This window comes from Tessaracoccus lapidicaptus (assembly GCF_001693815.1).
GTDB lineage: Bacteria > Actinomycetota > Actinomycetes > Propionibacteriales > Propionibacteriaceae > Arachnia > Arachnia lapidicapta.
The window spans coordinates 131,378-146,820 of sequence record NZ_MBQD01000025.1; the positions used below are offsets into that span (position 1 = coordinate 131,378).

18 protein-coding genes are annotated in these 15,443 nt (G+C 70.4%); 8 read left to right on the top strand and 10 right to left on the bottom strand.

Annotation, left to right across the window (positions count from 1 at the left end; translation table 11 throughout):
• Window positions 1-334: 334 nt before the first annotated feature.
• Genes BCR15_RS12355 through BCR15_RS12375 form a run of 5 tightly spaced genes read right to left on the bottom strand, consistent with a single transcriptional unit; the run spans window position 335 to window position 5,248 of the window.
• On the bottom strand, window positions 335-901 hold the full coding sequence (locus tag BCR15_RS12355; protein WP_068752518.1) for a DinB family protein: 567 nt from the start codon (window positions 899-901) through the stop codon (window positions 335-337).
• A gap of 40 nt (window positions 902-941) precedes the next feature.
• A complete protein-coding gene (locus BCR15_RS12360) occupies window positions 942-2,918 on the bottom strand; it encodes a M3 family metallopeptidase (RefSeq protein ID WP_068752519.1) in 1,977 nt (658 codons plus the stop codon).
• On the bottom strand, window positions 2,869-3,795 hold the full coding sequence (locus tag BCR15_RS12365; RefSeq protein ID WP_078920271.1) for a COX15/CtaA family protein: 927 nt from the start codon (window positions 3,793-3,795) through the stop codon (window positions 2,869-2,871). The genes BCR15_RS12360 and BCR15_RS12365 overlap by 50 nt, the downstream gene beginning before the upstream one ends.
• Entirely contained in the window at window positions 3,783-4,541 is a 759-nt protein-coding gene (locus BCR15_RS12370; protein ID WP_068752521.1) for an ABC transporter permease, read from the bottom strand. The genes BCR15_RS12365 and BCR15_RS12370 overlap by 13 nt, the downstream gene beginning before the upstream one ends.
• Complete coding sequence (locus BCR15_RS12375; protein ID WP_068752522.1) at window positions 4,538-5,248, bottom strand: ABC transporter ATP-binding protein; 711 nt, start codon at window positions 5,246-5,248, stop codon at window positions 4,538-4,540. The genes BCR15_RS12370 and BCR15_RS12375 overlap by 4 nt, the downstream gene beginning before the upstream one ends.
• Before the next feature lie 143 nt (window positions 5,249-5,391).
• Between BCR15_RS12375 and BCR15_RS12380 the strand changes: the two genes are divergently transcribed.
• From BCR15_RS12380 to BCR15_RS12415, 8 genes are all read left to right on the top strand, one after another.
• Window positions 5,392-6,084, top strand: a complete 693-nt coding sequence (locus BCR15_RS12380) for a helix-turn-helix transcriptional regulator (RefSeq protein WP_078920272.1) — start codon at window positions 5,392-5,394, stop codon at window positions 6,082-6,084.
• A 10-nt stretch (window positions 6,085-6,094) separates the two neighbouring features.
• Window positions 6,095-7,537: a Fe-S cluster assembly protein SufB gene (sufB, locus tag BCR15_RS12385; RefSeq protein ID WP_068752523.1), complete on the top strand. Its 1,443-nt coding sequence runs from the start codon at window positions 6,095-6,097 to the stop codon at window positions 7,535-7,537.
• Window positions 7,538-7,582: 45 nt separating this feature from the next.
• Window positions 7,583-8,758, top strand: a complete 1,176-nt coding sequence (gene sufD / locus BCR15_RS12390) for a Fe-S cluster assembly protein SufD (protein WP_068752524.1) — start codon at window positions 7,583-7,585, stop codon at window positions 8,756-8,758.
• Window positions 8,755-9,084, top strand: coding sequence for a Rieske (2Fe-2S) protein (locus tag BCR15_RS12395; RefSeq protein WP_068752525.1), 330 nt, complete (start codon window positions 8,755-8,757; stop codon window positions 9,082-9,084). Before sufD ends, BCR15_RS12395 begins: the two co-directional genes overlap by 4 nt.
• A 34-nt stretch (window positions 9,085-9,118) precedes the next feature.
• Window positions 9,119-9,883 (top strand): Fe-S cluster assembly ATPase SufC, encoded by a 765-nt coding sequence (gene sufC / locus BCR15_RS12400; protein ID WP_068752526.1) that lies wholly within the window; start codon window positions 9,119-9,121, stop codon window positions 9,881-9,883.
• On the top strand, window positions 9,880-11,124 hold the full coding sequence (locus tag BCR15_RS12405) for a cysteine desulfurase (RefSeq protein ID WP_197971828.1): 1,245 nt from the start codon (window positions 9,880-9,882) through the stop codon (window positions 11,122-11,124). Before sufC ends, BCR15_RS12405 begins: the two co-directional genes overlap by 4 nt.
• Window positions 11,125-11,126: 2 nt before the next feature.
• Entirely contained in the window at window positions 11,127-11,588 is a 462-nt protein-coding gene (gene sufU, locus BCR15_RS12410; RefSeq protein ID WP_068752528.1) for a Fe-S cluster assembly sulfur transfer protein SufU, read from the top strand.
• Window positions 11,589-11,650: 62 nt separating this feature from the next.
• A complete protein-coding gene (locus BCR15_RS12415; protein ID WP_068752529.1) occupies window positions 11,651-12,049 on the top strand; it encodes a metal-sulfur cluster assembly factor in 399 nt (132 codons plus the stop codon).
• A 4-nt stretch (window positions 12,050-12,053) separates the two neighbouring features.
• Here BCR15_RS12415 and BCR15_RS12420 read toward each other — a convergent pair whose 3' ends face one another.
• The 5 genes from BCR15_RS12420 to BCR15_RS12440 form a co-directional block, all read right to left on the bottom strand.
• Window positions 12,054-12,542: a hypothetical protein gene (locus BCR15_RS12420; RefSeq protein WP_068752530.1), complete on the bottom strand. Its 489-nt coding sequence runs from the start codon at window positions 12,540-12,542 to the stop codon at window positions 12,054-12,056.
• Window positions 12,539-12,853 carry a hypothetical protein gene (locus BCR15_RS12425; protein WP_068752531.1) on the bottom strand — a complete coding sequence of 105 codons (315 nt, stop codon included), beginning with the start codon at window positions 12,851-12,853 and terminating at the stop codon, window positions 12,539-12,541. The genes BCR15_RS12420 and BCR15_RS12425 overlap by 4 nt, the downstream gene beginning before the upstream one ends.
• Window positions 12,825-14,246, bottom strand: coding sequence for a hypothetical protein (locus BCR15_RS12430; RefSeq protein WP_141680133.1), 1,422 nt, complete (start codon window positions 14,244-14,246; stop codon window positions 12,825-12,827). The genes BCR15_RS12425 and BCR15_RS12430 overlap by 29 nt, the downstream gene beginning before the upstream one ends.
• Before the next feature lie 17 nt (window positions 14,247-14,263).
• Window positions 14,264-14,992, bottom strand: coding sequence for an ATP-binding cassette domain-containing protein (locus BCR15_RS12435; protein ID WP_068752533.1), 729 nt, complete (start codon window positions 14,990-14,992; stop codon window positions 14,264-14,266).
• Between the two features lie 71 nt (window positions 14,993-15,063).
• Entirely contained in the window at window positions 15,064-15,306 is a 243-nt protein-coding gene (locus BCR15_RS12440; RefSeq protein ID WP_068752534.1) for a hypothetical protein, read from the bottom strand.
• Window positions 15,307-15,443: the final 137 nt, after the last annotated feature.

Sequence of the window (15,443 nt, forward strand, 5' to 3'; positions counted from 1 at the left end):
GGCCACGCCACCGTCGGAACCAGTGGGGGGAGACGGGAGCCGACGCTCGGGCGGCCTCGACTACTCAACCCCAGCCAGTCGGTCAGCCGAACAAGGCACCCGGCCACAAGGGCCGCCCGAGCGACGGGTCACGGCTCCCCACACCCAGCAGCGGATGGGGTTGGGAGATCGACGCCTACGGCGTCGGCTTCGAGACTCGCCCGGACGGCTCCGCCGTCGGGCGCGACCTCAGCGAACGAGCACGCGACCTCAGCGAACGAGCACGCGACCTCGGCGAACGGACAGGCGCGACCTCAGCGGACGGGAAGGTGCGGCTCCGCGGGCGGCCGCTTCCTCAGGTGCCGTCGGCCAGGGCGGTCAGGCGCGCGACGTGCGCCTCCCACCCGTCGGCGGGCTCCCACAGATTGCCGTTGCCGGGGGCCAGCCCCGCGACACCGTCGATGCCCTCGCGCAGGATGTCGGCCTGCCCCGCATGCCGCGACACATCCGCGAGCACATGCACCAGAACCCGGCCGAGCGTCGTCGCACCCCGCTCACCCCACCAGGGCACATGCCCCGGAGTGGTCAGGTCCATCGAGCGCACCGACTCCTCCACGGCCTCGCCGACCCGCCGGTACAGGTCGATGAGGTCGGCCGCGCTCTCGTCCGGCCCGGCGTACATGTCGGCATTCGGGTCGGCATCGAAGTCGGGCATGGTCAGCGTCACCGTCGAGGTTCGCCCGAAACAGTCCACCAGGTAGCCGTGCTCGACACCGGCGCAGTGCTTGATCAGCCCCAGCAGGTTCGTCCCCGTCGGGGTGCGGGGAAGGCGCAACTCGCGCTCGCTCAGGCCCGCGGCCTTCCACAGCAGCCCCTCCCGGGTCGAGCGAAGGTAGTCCAGCAGGATCTCTCGGATGTCCATCGGCCCATTCTGCCGCCGGCCCGGCACCCCGTGGGGGCGATCAGAGAGTCAGGCCGAGGCGGTCGAGCAGCGGCTGCAGCTGCGGGTCGCGGCCGCGGAACCGGCGGTAGGTCTCCATCGCCTCCACCGATCCGCCCGGGGCGAGCAGGGTCCGGCGGAAGTGGTCGCCCGCCTCGCGCAGCGAACCGGTCTGCTCCTCGAACCACGCGACGGCGTCGGCGTCCATGACCTTGGCCCACGCGTAGCCGTAGTAGCTGGCCGCGTAGCCGCCGCCCCAGATGTGGGCGAAGTACTGCGACCGGTAGCGGGGCGGGACCAGCTCGTCGACCAGACCCCACCGGTCGAGAGCGGCCCGCTCGAACTCCTCCACCTCGTCGGCGGACGTGGGGAGGTCCGAGAGCGGGGTCGTGTGCCAGGCCAGGTCCAGCAGGGACGCGAGCTCCGTCTCGGCGGTCGCGTAGCCCTGACCGAAGCGGCTGGCCTCGCGCAGCCGGTCGATCCACTCGGCCGGCAGCACCCGCCCGGGCGTCCAGGCCCAGTGCTCGTTGACCTGGCTGGGGAACTCGACGAAGTCGCGGGGCGTGTTGGCCCCGGAGCGCGACGCGTACTTCGAGTTCGCCAGCAGCCCGTGCAGGGCGTGGCCGAACTCGTGGAACATCGTGATGACCTCGTCCCACGTGATCGACGTGGTCGTGCGCGTGTAGTTGCAGTTGTTCGTCACCACGGGGAGGGTGCCGTCGCGCAGCGACTGGTCGACGATGTTGCTCATCCAGGCGCCGCCCTGCTTGGTCGGCCGGGCCCAGAAGTCCATGAGGAACAGGCCGATCGTGCTGCCGTCGGTGTCGCGCACCTCGTAGACCTGCGTGTCGGGCGCGTGCCCCGCGACGCCGTCGACGGGGTGGAACGAGATGCCGTAGAGGTCGCCGGCCGCGGAATACACGGCGTCGAGAACGCGCGACACCTGCAGGTGCTCGCCCAGCTCGGACTCGTCGAACGCGAAGCGCTCGCGGCGGAGGATGGCCTCCACGTAGCTCCAGTCCGCGGCGGTGAACGTCTCGCCGGGCGCGAGCTCGGCGTACCGGGCGCGGAGGTCCGCGGCCTCCTGACGCGCCTTGGCGAGCGCGGCCTGCGCGAGCGGCACGAGCATCTCCGTGATGGCGTCGACCGTCTTCGCGCACCCGGCCTCCGCGACGAGGGCCGCGTGGTGCGGGTAGCCGAGCAGCGTCGCCCGCTCGGCGCGCAGGCGGGCCATCTCGACCACGACGTGCCTGGTGTCGAACTCCCCGGAGAGCGCCCGGGTGGTGGACGCCTCGAACAGCCGACGGCGGACGCTCGCGTCGGCGAGCTTGGCCGCGAGCGGCTGCTGGGTGGTGTTGACGAGCTCGATGCGGTAGCCGTCGCCGTTGGCGAGCGCGGCCCGCTCCTCGGCCGTCAGGCCCTCGAGCTCCGCCTCGGTGACCTCGATAGCGCCGGCGTTGCGGGCGTCGCGGTTGAGCTGTTCGAACTTCGTCGAGAGCTGGGCCAGGCGGCGGTTCATCTCCCGCAGGCGCTCCTTCTCGGGCTCGCCGAGCGCGACGCCGGCCCGGCGGAACGAACGCAGCAGCTCGTCCAGGGCGAAGCTGTCCTCCTCGTCGGCTTCCACCTCGCCCGCGTCGATGCGCTCGCGCAGCGCCGTGAGCCGGCCGTAGAGCTCGGCGTCGAGGTAGATCGCGTCGTGATGCTCCGCCAGCCGCGGCGACATCTCCTCGTCGATGGCGTCGAGCTCGGGGGAGGCGTCGGACGAGTGGACGGCGAAGAACGCGTTCAAGACCCGGCGCAGGGGCGCCTCTGCGTCCTCCCACGCCCCCAGCACGGACTCGACAGTGGGCGGGGCGTCGTCGGTGCGCAGCCGGGCGAGACCGTCCAGGTGGGCCGACATGGCCTCGTCGAAGGCCGCCCGGTAGTCGTCGGGCGTAATGCGCGCGAAGTCAGGCAGCGCGTAGGGAAGGTCGGTCGTCAGCACCGGGTTGGTGGGCATGGGTTCTCCTCGTCGTCGACACCAGCAGCCACGACACGGCCGCGGTGAGCACCGTCAACCCAACCATATGCAGGATCACGATGCCGACGGGAAGCCCCAGGAAGTACTGCGCGTAGCCGACGACGCCCTGGAAGGCGACGGTGAGGAGCGTCAGGCGGGCGGCGCGGGCCGGACGATGGTGCCCGGTGCGCTGGAACAGCCACACGCAGGCGATGACCAGCGCCACCACCAGCCACGCGGTCAAGGCGTGGATCCGGGCGACCGTCTCGATGTCCGCGCCGTTGCGGACCGCCGAGGCGTCACCGGCGTGGGGCCCGGCCCCCGTGACGACCGTCCCGACGACGATCGACAGCATCGACGCGGCGAAGGTGGCGATGACCAGCCAGCGCGCGCCGGGGGCGACGGCGGTGGGGGGCACGCCGTAGCCGACCCGCAGCGCCCACACGCACACGACGATCAGCACGATGGACAGCAGGAGGTGCGGGGCGACCCATGCCGGATCCAGGCCCGTCAGCACGGTGATGCCGCCGACGATCGCCTGCAGCGGGATGCCGATGCCCACGGCGAGCGTCAGCCACCACAGGCGCGATCCGCGGCCGCGGTTGCGCCACGCCGCGGCGAACGCGCCGACGGCGGCGATGACGAGCACGAAGGTCAGGAGCCGGTTGCCGAACTCGATGATGCCGTGGATGCCGTACGCCTCGTGGGGGACGTACGAGTCGTCGGTGCAGCGGGGCCAGGTGGGGCACCCGAGGCCGGACCCGGTGAGCCGGACGACGGCGCCCGTGACGATGATCCCCATGTTGCAGATGAGCGACACCCACAGCCACGTGCGCAGCGCGCGCTCTCCGTCGACCAGCTTCCTCAGGACGTCCACGTGAACACCTTCCATGCGAGCGCGAGTGTCGCCGCACACCAGAGGGCGGCCACCGCTAGCGGCCAGCCTAGGGCCTCACCGAGGGCGGCGGCCCGCAGGGCCTCACCGAGCGCGCCGGTGGGGAGCGCGGCCACGACCGGCTGCGCCCACTCCGGGAACCGCGACACCGGCAGCAACACCCCCAGCGGCATGCCCACGAGGTACAGCAGGTTGGCCACGGCGAGCGTCGCTTCCGGCCGCAGGGACCCGGCGACGGCGAGGCCGAGCCCGGCGAACGCCCCCATCGCCAGCAGCGACACGATGAGCGCGACGCTCAGCGATCCGAAGGTGGGGGTGGGGCGCCAGCCCAGGGCCAGCGCCACCGCCGTCAAGACGACGACCTGCCCCACCGTGATCAGCGCGATGCCCAGCCCCTTGCCCAGCAGGATGCCCGGCCGCCCGAGCGGCGTGGCCGCCATCCGCTCCAACACGTTGTACCGCCGCTCGAAACCGGTCGCGATCGCCAAGGTCGTCAGGCACGAGCTCCACATGGCCAGCGCGAGCACCGACGGCGCCGACTCGTCGAGGCCGAGGCCGAGGCGGTCGCCGAAGAAGCGGGCCCCGACGAGGATGGCCACCGGGATGACGACGGCGAGCAGCGCCTGTTCGCCGTTGCGCAGGATCAGCGCCGCCTCGGTCGTGGCGTGCGCCCAGACCCGTTGGCCCAACGGCGCGGGCCGCGCGTCGGGCGTGAAGTCGATGCTCATGGGCGGTCTCCCGTGGTGTGCCGGAGGAAGGCGTCCTCGAGGGAGCCGTCGACGGTGAGCTCCGCGACGCTGCCCTCGGCGGTCACGCGCCCCCGGTCGACGATGTAGACGTGGTTGGCCAGCGCCTCGGCCTCGTGCATGTCGTGCGTGGTGAGGACGACGGCGACCCCGGCGTCGCGCACGCGCTCCAGCACCTGCCAGGTCGCGCGGCGGCTGCGCGGGTCCAGGCCGGCGGACGGTTCGTCGAGGAACACGAGGTCAGGGCGCCCGATCAGCGCTCCGGCGAGGTTGACGGCCTGCTGCTGCCCGCCGGACAGGCGCCGGTAGGGGGTCCGGGCGAAGCTCCCGATCCCGAGCAGGTCGATGAGGTCGTCGGCCGGCTGCGGATTCGCGTAGAGGCGCGACAGGTAGCGCAGCAGCCGCGCGGCGGTGATCCCGGACCAGGCGCCGGTCGCCTGGGGCATGAGCCCGATGCGGGGGAGGACGGCGGGGGAGCCGGGCGGCTGCCCGAAGAGGGTCAGGCTCCCGCCGTCGACCCGGGCGAGCCCGGTGCAGCAGCGGATGAACGTGGTCTTGCCGGCGCCGTTGGGCCCCAGGAGGGCCGTGACCCGGCCGGCGTCGGCGGCCACTGTGAGCCCGTCGAGGGCCCGCGTGGCGCCGAACGAGACCACGAGGTCGCGGGCGTCGAGGAGGGGCACGGCCGACAGCCTAGCGCCGCGACGCCGGGAGCCGGTGACGCCGTACCCCCTGGGGCATCGTCCATCTGGTGGGACTTAGGAGACCCTTGCTTGAATATGGCACCAGAATTGGCAAGACTGTCGTGAACTAATTCAAGTGGGGGAGGTGGCGGATGACTGAGCAGGTACCGGTGGCCGTGGCCGAGGTCGCGGATCTCCCGACGAGGCGCCGCGTGGTCGACCTCATCCTCCACGAGGGCCCGCAGACCGCCAAGCAGCTCGCCGAGCGCCTCCACCTCACGCCCGCCGCCGTGCGGCGTCACCTCACGGTGCTGCTCGGCAACGGCACCCTCGTCTCCCGCGAGCAGCGGGTGTTCGGGGCCCGGGGCCGCGGCCGCCCGTCGAAGGTGTTCGCGCTCACCGACACGGGCCGCTCGGAGTTCCGGCAGGCCTACGACGACCTGGCCATCGCCGCGCTCAAGCGCCTCGCCACCGCGGGCGGCCCCGGCGCGATCCGCGAGATCGCCGAAGACCGCGTGGCCTGCATCGAGCAGCGGTTCCGCGCCGGACGCGAGACCGCCCCGGAGCGGCCCGCGATCGATCTGCTCATCGACGCCCTCGACGCCGACGGCTACGCGCCGTCCGTCCGCCCCCTCCACGGAGGCGATCAGCTGCTGCAGCACCACTGTCCGGTCGCGCACGTCGCCGCGGAGTTCCCGCAGCTGTGCGAGATCGAGACCCAACTGTTCTCCAAGCTGCTGGGCAGGCATGTCCAGCGGCTCGCGACCATCGCCCACGGCGACGGCGTGTGCACCACCAACGTGCCCCGCCCGCTGCCCACCCCCGAGATCCCGAGAAGAAAGTGACGGACACGATATGACGCAGACCGCCCCCCAGGCCCCCGGGCTTGGCGCCACACAGGACGAGCACATCGAAGCCCTCTCGAAGTACCAGTGGGGCTGGCACGATTCGGACTCCGCCGGAGCAACGGCCCGGCGCGGCCTCAACGAGGCCGTCGTCACCAACATCTCGGACCTCAAGAGCGAGCCCGAGTGGATGCGCGACCTGCGCCTCAAGGGCCTGAAGCTGTTCGACAAGAAGCCCATGCCGACCTGGGGCGCCGACCTCAGCGGGATCGACTTCGACAACATCAAGTACTTCGTGCGGTCGACGGAGCGTCAGGCCCAGACCTGGGACGACCTGCCCGACGACATCAAGAACACCTACGACCGGCTCGGCATCCCCGAGGCGGAGAAGGCCAGGCTCGTGGCGGGCGTCGCCGCGCAGTACGAGTCCGAGGTGGTCTACCACAAGATCAACGAGGAGCTCGAGCGCCAGGGCGTCATCTTCCTCGACACCGACACCGCGCTGAAGGAGCACCCGGAGCTCTTCAAGGAGTACTTCGGCACCGTCATCCCCGTCGGTGACAACAAGTTCGCCTCGCTCAACACCGCGGTGTGGTCCGGCGGCTCGTTCATCTACGTCCCGAAGGGCGTCCACGTCACCATCCCGCTGCAGGCCTACTTCCGGATCAACACCGAGAACATGGGCCAGTTCGAGCGCACCCTGATCATCGTCGACGAAGGCGCCTACGTGCACTACGTCGAGGGCTGCACCGCGCCGATCTACTCGTCCGACTCGCTGCACTCCGCCGTGGTCGAGATCATCGTGAAGAAGAACGCCCGCTGCCGCTACACCACCATCCAGAACTGGTCGACCAACGTGTACAACCTGGTCACCAAGCGCGCCGTCTGCGAAGAGGGCGCCACCATGGAGTGGATCGACGGCAACATCGGCTCCAAGGTCACCATGAAGTACCCGGCCGTCTACCTCATGGGCGAGCACGCCCGCGGTGAGACGCTGTCGATCGCCTTCGCCGGCGAGGGACAGCACCAGGACGCCGGATCCAAGATGGTGCACTGCGCGCCCCACACCTCGAGCTCCATCATCTCCAAGTCGGTGGCCCGCGGCGGAGGCCGCTCCTCCTACCGCGGCCTGGTCAAGGTGGAGCCGGGCGCCTCGCACTCGGCGTCGTCGGTGAAGTGTGACGCGCTGCTGGTCGACAACATCTCCCGCTCCGACACCTACCCGTACGTCGACGTCCGCGAGGACGACGTGTCGATGGCGCATGAGGCCACCGTCTCCAAGGTGTCCGAGGACCAGCTGTTCTACCTGATGAGCCGCGGCATGGAGGAGGACGAGGCCATGGCGATGATCGTGCGCGGCTTCGTCGAGCCCATCGCCCGCGAGCTGCCGATGGAGTACGCACTGGAGCTCAACCGCCTGATCGAACTGCAGATGGAGGGTGCGGTCGGCTGATCCCGCCCGCCCCTGTCGATCCCCCACGAGAAAGTGAATGCTGATTTGAGTACTGCAACCGTGCCGAACGTCGCCGGTGCCATCGAGACGATCGAGTCCCATCTGCACCCCGAGCCGAGCTTCGACGTCGCCAAGCACCCCATGCCCACCGGGCGTGAGGAGATCTGGCGGTTCTCGCCGCTGAAGGCCCTGCGCCCCCTGCTCGCCGAGGGCGCGCCGCTCGGCGGGCTGGACTGGGCCGGTGAGCTGCCCGCCGGCGTCGAGATGCGCAAGGTCCCGGCCGCCGAGGCCCGCGAGCGGGCCATCGAGCCCCCCGTGGACCGCGTGGCGGCCATCGCATCCCAGCGCACCGGCGACGCGGTGTACATGAACGTGCCCGCCGAGGCCGTCATCGACGAGCCCATCGTCTTCACGGCCACGGGCACGGGCCAGCAGGCGGCCGAGTCGCTGGTGGTGGACTTCGGCCGCCACTCCCGCGCCACCCTGGTGCTGCACTTCCAGGGCTCGGCGCAGTACGCCTCCAAGTACGACTTCCGGGTCGCCGACGGCGCCGAGGTCAATCTCGTCTACGTCAACGACTGGGACGGCGACGCCGTGCACGGCGGCCAGATCACCGTCGAGGTGGGCCGCGACGCCCGCGTGCGGACCATCCACGCCTCCCTGGGCGGCAAGGCCATCCGCATCGCCGAGCGGGCCATGTTCGCCGGCCCCGGCGGCGAGATCGAGCAGTTCGGGATCTACTTCGTCGAGGGCGGGCAGCACGTCGAGCACCGCATGTTCGTCGACCACAACGCCCCGCACACCAAGAGCAACGTGGACTATCGCGGCGCCCTGCAGGGCCACGGCGCGCACTCGGTGTGGATCGGCGACGTGCTCATCCGCAAGGTCGCGCTGCAGATCGAGACGTACGAGTCGAACAAGAACCTCGTGCTGACCGACGGCTGCCAGGCTGACTCGGTGCCCAACCTCGAGATCGAGACCGGCGAGATCGCCGGCGCCGGTCACTCGTCCACCACCGGGCGCTTCGACGACAACCAGCTGTTCTACCTCATGAGCCGCGGCATCACCGAGGACGAGGCCCGCCGGCTCGTCGTCCACGGGTTCTTCAACGACATCATCCGCCGCATCGGCGTGCCCGCCATCGAGCAGAAGCTGCTGGCCCAGGTCGAGCGCGAGCTCGAGCTCGTCCACGGCAGCACCGCGACGAAGGACCACGAGTGAGCTACACGACGGTGGCGCACGTCACCGAGCTCAACGAGGACAAGCCGCTGGCGGTGGACGTCAACGACGACCTGAGTGTCGCGCTCGTCCTGCACCACGGCCGCGTCTACGCGATCGAGGACGAGTGCAGCCACGGCAAGGTCAAGCTGAGCGACGGCGACGTCGAGGACAGCACCATCGAGTGCTACCTCCACGGCTCGACGTTCGACCTCGAGACCGGCCGCCCGCTCAACCTGCCCGCCACCACCTCGGTTCGAGTGTTCCCGTGCCGCATCGAGGGCGAGGACGTGCAGATCGACGTCACCACCCCCACCACCGACTACTGATCACCCTCACCACATCCCAGGAGCGAAGACCATCATGTCTACCCTTGTCATCTCCGACCTCCACGTCGACGTCCTGACCGAGGAGGGCAACAAGCCGATCCTCAAGGGCGTGAACCTGACCGTCCGTCCCGGCGAGATCCACGCCATCATGGGCCCCAACGGCTCCGGCAAGTCGACCCTGGCCTACGCCATCGCCGGCCACCCGAAGTACGAGATCACCAGAGGGTCGGTCACCCTCGACGGCGTCGAGCTCACGGAGCTCAGCGTCGACGAGCGCGCCCGCGCCGGCCTGTTCCTCGCGATGCAGTACCCCGTCGAGGTGCCCGGCGTGTCCGTGGCCAACTTCCTGCGCACCGCCAAGACCGCGCTCGACGGCGTGGCCCCGAAGGTCCGCACCTGGGTCAAGGACGTCGAGGGCGCGCTCGGCCGCATGCAGCTCGACAAGACGTTCTCCGCGCGCTCCGTCAACGAGGGCTTCTCGGGCGGCGAGAAGAAGCGCCACGAGATCGCCCAGCTCGAGCTGCTCAACCCGAAGGCGGCGATCCTCGACGAGACCGACTCCGGCCTCGACATCGACGCGCTCAAGATCGTGTCGGAGGGTGTGAACCGCTACTCCGCGCAGGGCGACCGCGCGGTGGTCCTCATCACGCACTACACGCGCATCCTGCGCTACATCGAGCCGACGTTCGTCCACGTGTTCGTCGACGGCCGCATCGTCGCCGAGGGCGGCAAGGAGCTCGCCGAGAACCTGGAGGCCACCGGCTACGAGCAGTACGTGAAGGCCGCGGCGAACGCCTGATGCTCGACATCGCCCGGATCCGCGACGACTTCCCCATCCTGCAGCGCAGGGTGGGGGAGCGGCCGCTGGTGTACCTCGACTCGGCCAACACCTCCCAGAAGCCGCGTCAGGTGGTCGACGCCATCGCCGAGCACTACCTGCAGCACAACGCCAACGTGGCCCGGGCGATGCACCTGCTGGGCGCCGAGGCGACCGAGGCGTTCGAGGGGGCGCGGCGGGCGGTGGCCGCGTTCATCAACGCCGGGCGCCCCGAGGAGATCGTGTTCACCAAGAACGCGTCCGAGGCGCTCAACCTCGCCGCCCACACGCTGGGCTCCCGCCTGCGCCCGGGCGACGAGGTGGTCATCTCCGTGATGGAGCACCACTCCAACATCGTGCCGTGGCAGCTGGCGTGCGAGCGCAGCGGCGCCACGCTGCGCTGGTTCGACGTGACGGACGACGGCCGCCTGGATCTCGAGGGCGCCGTGCGCGAGGACCTCATCAACGAGCGGACGAAGGTCGTGTCGCTGACGTGGGTCTCCAACGTGCTCGGCACCCGCAACCCGGTGGCGGAGATCGCCGCTCAGGCGCACGCCGTCGGAGCCGTGATGGTGGTCGACGCGTCGCAGGCTGTGCCGCACCAGGCGACCGACGTCGTCGCGCTCGGCGCTGACCTCGTCGCGTTCACCGGGCACAAGATGTGCGGGCCCACCGGCATCGGCGTGCTGTGGGGCCGCTACGAGCTGCTCGCCGAACTGCCCCCCTACATGGGCGGCGGCGAGATGATCGAGGTGGTGGAGATGAGCCGATCCACCTACGCGCCCCCGCCGCACCGCTTCGAGGCGGGTACCCCGCCGATCGCGCAGGCCGCCGGGCTGCACGCCGCCGTGGACTACCTGACCTCGGTGGGCATGGACGCCATCGCCGCGCACGAGCAGAACCTGACGACCTACGGCCTGGAGAAGCTCGGCAGCATCGACGGCCTCGTCATCCTCGGCCCGACCGAGGCGGTGGACCGCGGCAGCGCGCTGTCGTTCAACCTCACGGGTGTCCACCCGCACGACGTCATGCAGGTGCTCGACTCCCGCGGCATCGCCATCCGCGGCGGCCACCACTGCGCCCGCCCGCTCCACAAGCGCCTCGGCCACCAGAGCTCGACCCGCGCGTCGTCGTACCTGTACACCACGCGGGAGGAGATCGACGCGCTCGCCGACGCGCTCGTGTTCACCCGCGACTACTTCGCCCCTCGGTTCGGAGGCTGATCATGAACATCGACGAGCTCTACCAGACGATCATCCTCGATCACTACCGCGAGAAGCACCACTCCGGGCTCCGCGAGCCCTACGACGTTCAGGTCCACCACGTGAACCCGTCCTGCGGGGACGAGCTCACGCTGCGGGTGCACCTCGACGGCGACACCATCCGTGACATCTCGTACGAGGGGGAGGGCTGCTCCATCTCGCAGGCGTCCACCTCCGTGATGACGGACCTGCTGATCGGCGACTCGACGGCCCACGCGCTGGACCTCCACGACAAGTTCCTGGAGATGATGCAGAGCCAGGGCCGCATCGAGCCCGACGAAGACGTGTTCGAGGACGCCATCGCGTTCGCCGGCGTCTCCAAGTTCCCCGCCCGGGTCAAGTGCGCGCTGCTCGGCTGGTCCGCGCTGCGCGACGCGACCCTCCAGGCAACCGCCCACCAGTCAGACCCCTCTCCCGCTGGTTGAGCCGGGCGCGCGGCGTCAGCCGCTCATCCGTGTCGAGACCCTCGTCACCCACTAGGAGCACCATGTACACCCCAGAACAGCGGCCCAGCGATCTCGTCAAGGACGAGCTGCCGGAGGTCGATCTCGCCCAGCCGACGGCCCAGGTGAGTGCCGCCCCGACCGAGGACGAGATCCTCGAGGCGATGAAGGACGTCGTCGACCCTGAGCTCATGGTCAACGTCGTCGACCTCGGCCTCGTCTACGGTGTCCAGGTCGACGAGCACGCGAACGCGACGATCGACATGACCTTGACCTCGCCGACCTGCCCGCTGACCGACAAGATCGAATACGACACCAAGTATGTGCTCGACGGGTTGGTGAACTCCGTGACGATCAACTGGGTGTGGCTGCCGCCGTGGACGCTCGAGGCGATCACCGAGGACGGTCGCGAGCAGCTGCGCGCGATCGGCTACAACCTCTGAGCGGTCAGGCCCCTTCTCTCGTGGCCAGGGCGTGAGCCAGCACGACCCGGCCGTCGCCGAAGACCGGCAGCAGGAACACGAGGTGCGCCAGGTGGAGCCAGCCGACGGCGGGCGGCAGGCCTGCTGCGAGGGTGGCGAACCCGACCAGGGCCGCGGCCCCGGGCCCGGCCACAGCGGCCACCACCGCGCGTTTGGGGGTGAGGTCGCCGACCGGGGTGACGGAGATCCGCCACCATGTGCGCTCCACCACCACGGAGCTGCTCCCGCCGCGCGAGAGAAGCACCGCGACATGACCGCACTCGTGCACCACGAATGACCCCAGCGCTCCGATCACCAGGACGAGCGTGACCTGCCAGGCCAGTTCGTACAGCCAACCGGCTCCCGCGCCGAGGTGGGCGGCGACGGCCAGCAACCAGAAGCCCGCCGTTGCGGCCACCAGCGGCCACCCGGCCAGGACGACGGCGCGGGCGACGGCGACCAGGGCCGACGTCACGCGGCGCCGCTGAGCAGCCCCGCGCGGTAGCTCTTCAGCCAGCGGAAGATCACCACGGTCACGAAGACGAAGCCGGCGACGACCAGCGTCGAGATCAGCAGGGGCCAACCCGAGGCCACCCCGACGTTCATAGTGAACGCGTCGGCATCCAGCGGCACCGTCTCGAAGAACACCGCGCCGAAGAACCCCTCGACGCGCCGCCCCACGTCGGGGGTGGCCGCCATGAGCCCGAGCAGGCTGAACGCGGCCAGCGCGACGGTCGTGACGAGTCCGGCGACGAGGCTATACAGCGAGAGCTTGAGGTACGTCATGGCGACTCCTTGTTTCGTGAACGTGGATGGACCACACGCTGACCACGGCGGCCAGCGCGGCGAGGGCGGCAAGCAGCGGCACGGTGGCCGCGGCCGGGAGCTGCAGCAGGCCCGTGAGGATCCCGACGAACGCCAGGATCAGTGCCAGGACCAGCGACCCGAGCAGGGCGCTGAAGGGGTTGTCGTTCTCGGCCGGGAATGCGGACCCGACGAGGACGGCGAAGACGACCGCGGCCACCGTGCCGAGGACCGGCTCGGAGGATCCGGCGAGGAGCTCGGGCCGTGCGAGCGCCAGAACGCCGAACCCTGCTGCCAGGAACACCCCGACGACGGCCGTCTGACAGCCCACCATGCGTAGCCAGATCGACCAGGGGCCCCGCTCGGGATGCAGGATGCGCAGGGCGCGCGTGTTGCCGTAGTGGTACATCCCGGGGAAGGACAGCAGCGCGGCCGACCACAAGGGGTGGACCGACGCGGTCCCGGCCAGATAGGCGAACAGGGCCGCCGCCAACGACACCCCCAACCACAGGTGCTGATTGCGGAGCGCGTACGCGAGGTGGACGCCCCACGGACCCGACGTGCGCACCGGCAGGGCGAGATTGACGAAGCGGTGGTGGCTCGGGTGCGCGTTCGGGGCGGTGAGCACCGCGGCCAGGGCGAGCACGGCCACGAGGCCGCCCGCCCCGAGGACATAGGCCCACGGCCCGTACGTGTGGAGGAGCCAGGGCATGAGGTTGAGCCCGATGAGGGCGCGGCCGCCTGGGGCGTCGGGCAGCGACACCGCCCCCACCAGCGACACCAGCCGCGCATTGAGCCACAGCAGGGCCGCGAACGTCACCAGCAGCAGGACCGTGGAGCGGACCCGGCGCAGCCCGAGCAGGGTGAGGAGGAGGTCGCCGGCGTTGTGCGCGATGGTGACCACGAGATACACGACGACGCCGGTCACGATCGGGGTGGTGGCGAGCAGCACCCCGCGGGGCCCGAGGATCATGGTCGAGGAGATGCCCATCGCCGCCATGAGGACGGCCGTGATGAGGACCAGGGTGGTGGCCTCGAAGGCGAGCAGCGCGCCGCGTCGCTCACGGTGACTGACCGGGAGCTGGGCCGTGAAGTCCAGCACGGCGGAAGCCCCGCCCACCAGCAGCCGCAGGGCCATGAAGATGCCGAGGACGATCATCGCCACCGACACCGAGGTCAGGTCGAAGACGTAGCGCCAGACGCCCAGCTCCGAGCCCACCGGCCGCATGAACTGGTAGGCCACCACCGCCGCGCCCACCACAAACGCGACCATGGTGAGGAGGATGAGGCCCCGCGCCGCCCAGGAGCGCAGCGGCCCCATCGCGAGGGCGCGGCGCGAGAAGTACCGGGCGAGCATGCCCGTGCACGCCGCCACCCGGCGGAGGCTCCCGATCACTGGAGGGTCCGCTCGTCCAGGTGGGACATCACCAACGCCGCGACGTCGCGGCCGGACGCGCGCAGGTCGTCGAGGGTGACGTCGCTGATCACGTGCCCGAAGTCGAGGAAGACGATGCGGTCCGCGACGCGCTCCAGCATGGAGAAGTCGTGGGAACACAGCAGGACACCCAGCCCCTCGGAGCGCATCCGCAGCAGCTCTCTCTCGACGAGGTACAGCGCCTCGATGTCGATGCCGTTGAGGGTCTCGTCGATGACGGTTAGGGGCCGCCGGTTGAGGAAGGCCGAGATCAGCTGGGTCTTCTTGCGCATGCCGTGCGAGAAGTCCTCCATGAGATGCGGCAGCCGGCCCTTCATCCCGTAGCGGTCGAACAACGCGGCCGCCGCCGCCCGGTCGACGCGCGAGCCATACAGGCCGGCGAGCAGGTCCAGGTATTCGGCGGCCCGGAGGAACTCCGGCAGATGGTCGTTGCTCGAGAGGTACTGCGCCTGCTGCCGCCCGGAGCGGAGGCGGTGCGGTGCGCCGTCGATGGTGATGGAGCCGGTGCGCAGCTTCAGGAGGTCGAAGATGAGCGTGATGAGGGTCGACTTCCCCGACCCGTTCGGGCCGACCAGACCGACGATCTCGCCGCGGCCCACGTGGAGGCTGACATCGTGCAGGACCCGGGGGCCGCCTCCGTAGGCGTAGCTGACGCCCGACACCTGCAGCACGTGCGAGAGGTTCATGATGCTCCTTACGTGGGGGAGGGGCGGGCCGGAGGTCCGGCCCGCCCCGGGGGGTCAGCGGAGGGACGGGATCAACGGCGGCACTCGAGGGCGACCTGCCAGCCGCTCTTCCAGTACCAGTTGCCGGTGAACCGACCCTTCTGGTTGACGACGCACCAGATGGCCATGCCGGCGAGCAGGGCGGCGGCGAGGGCCAGGATGACGGCGACGAAGACGAGGAACCAGGCGTCGTAGCGGACGACGGCGGTGTCGAACTTCGTCTTGATCAGGGATCCCAGCGGGGCGCTGGAGACGGCGGCGAGCGTTGCGTTCATAGTTGTTCCTTCGTTCGGTGGTGTGCACTGCGAGGATTCCGCCGGCCATGGGTGGCGCGCCTCCGGTGTCGCCCTCGGACACCACTCCATCGCAGGGATCGCACCACGTCACGGGTGCGGCGGCGAGATGTCGCCGA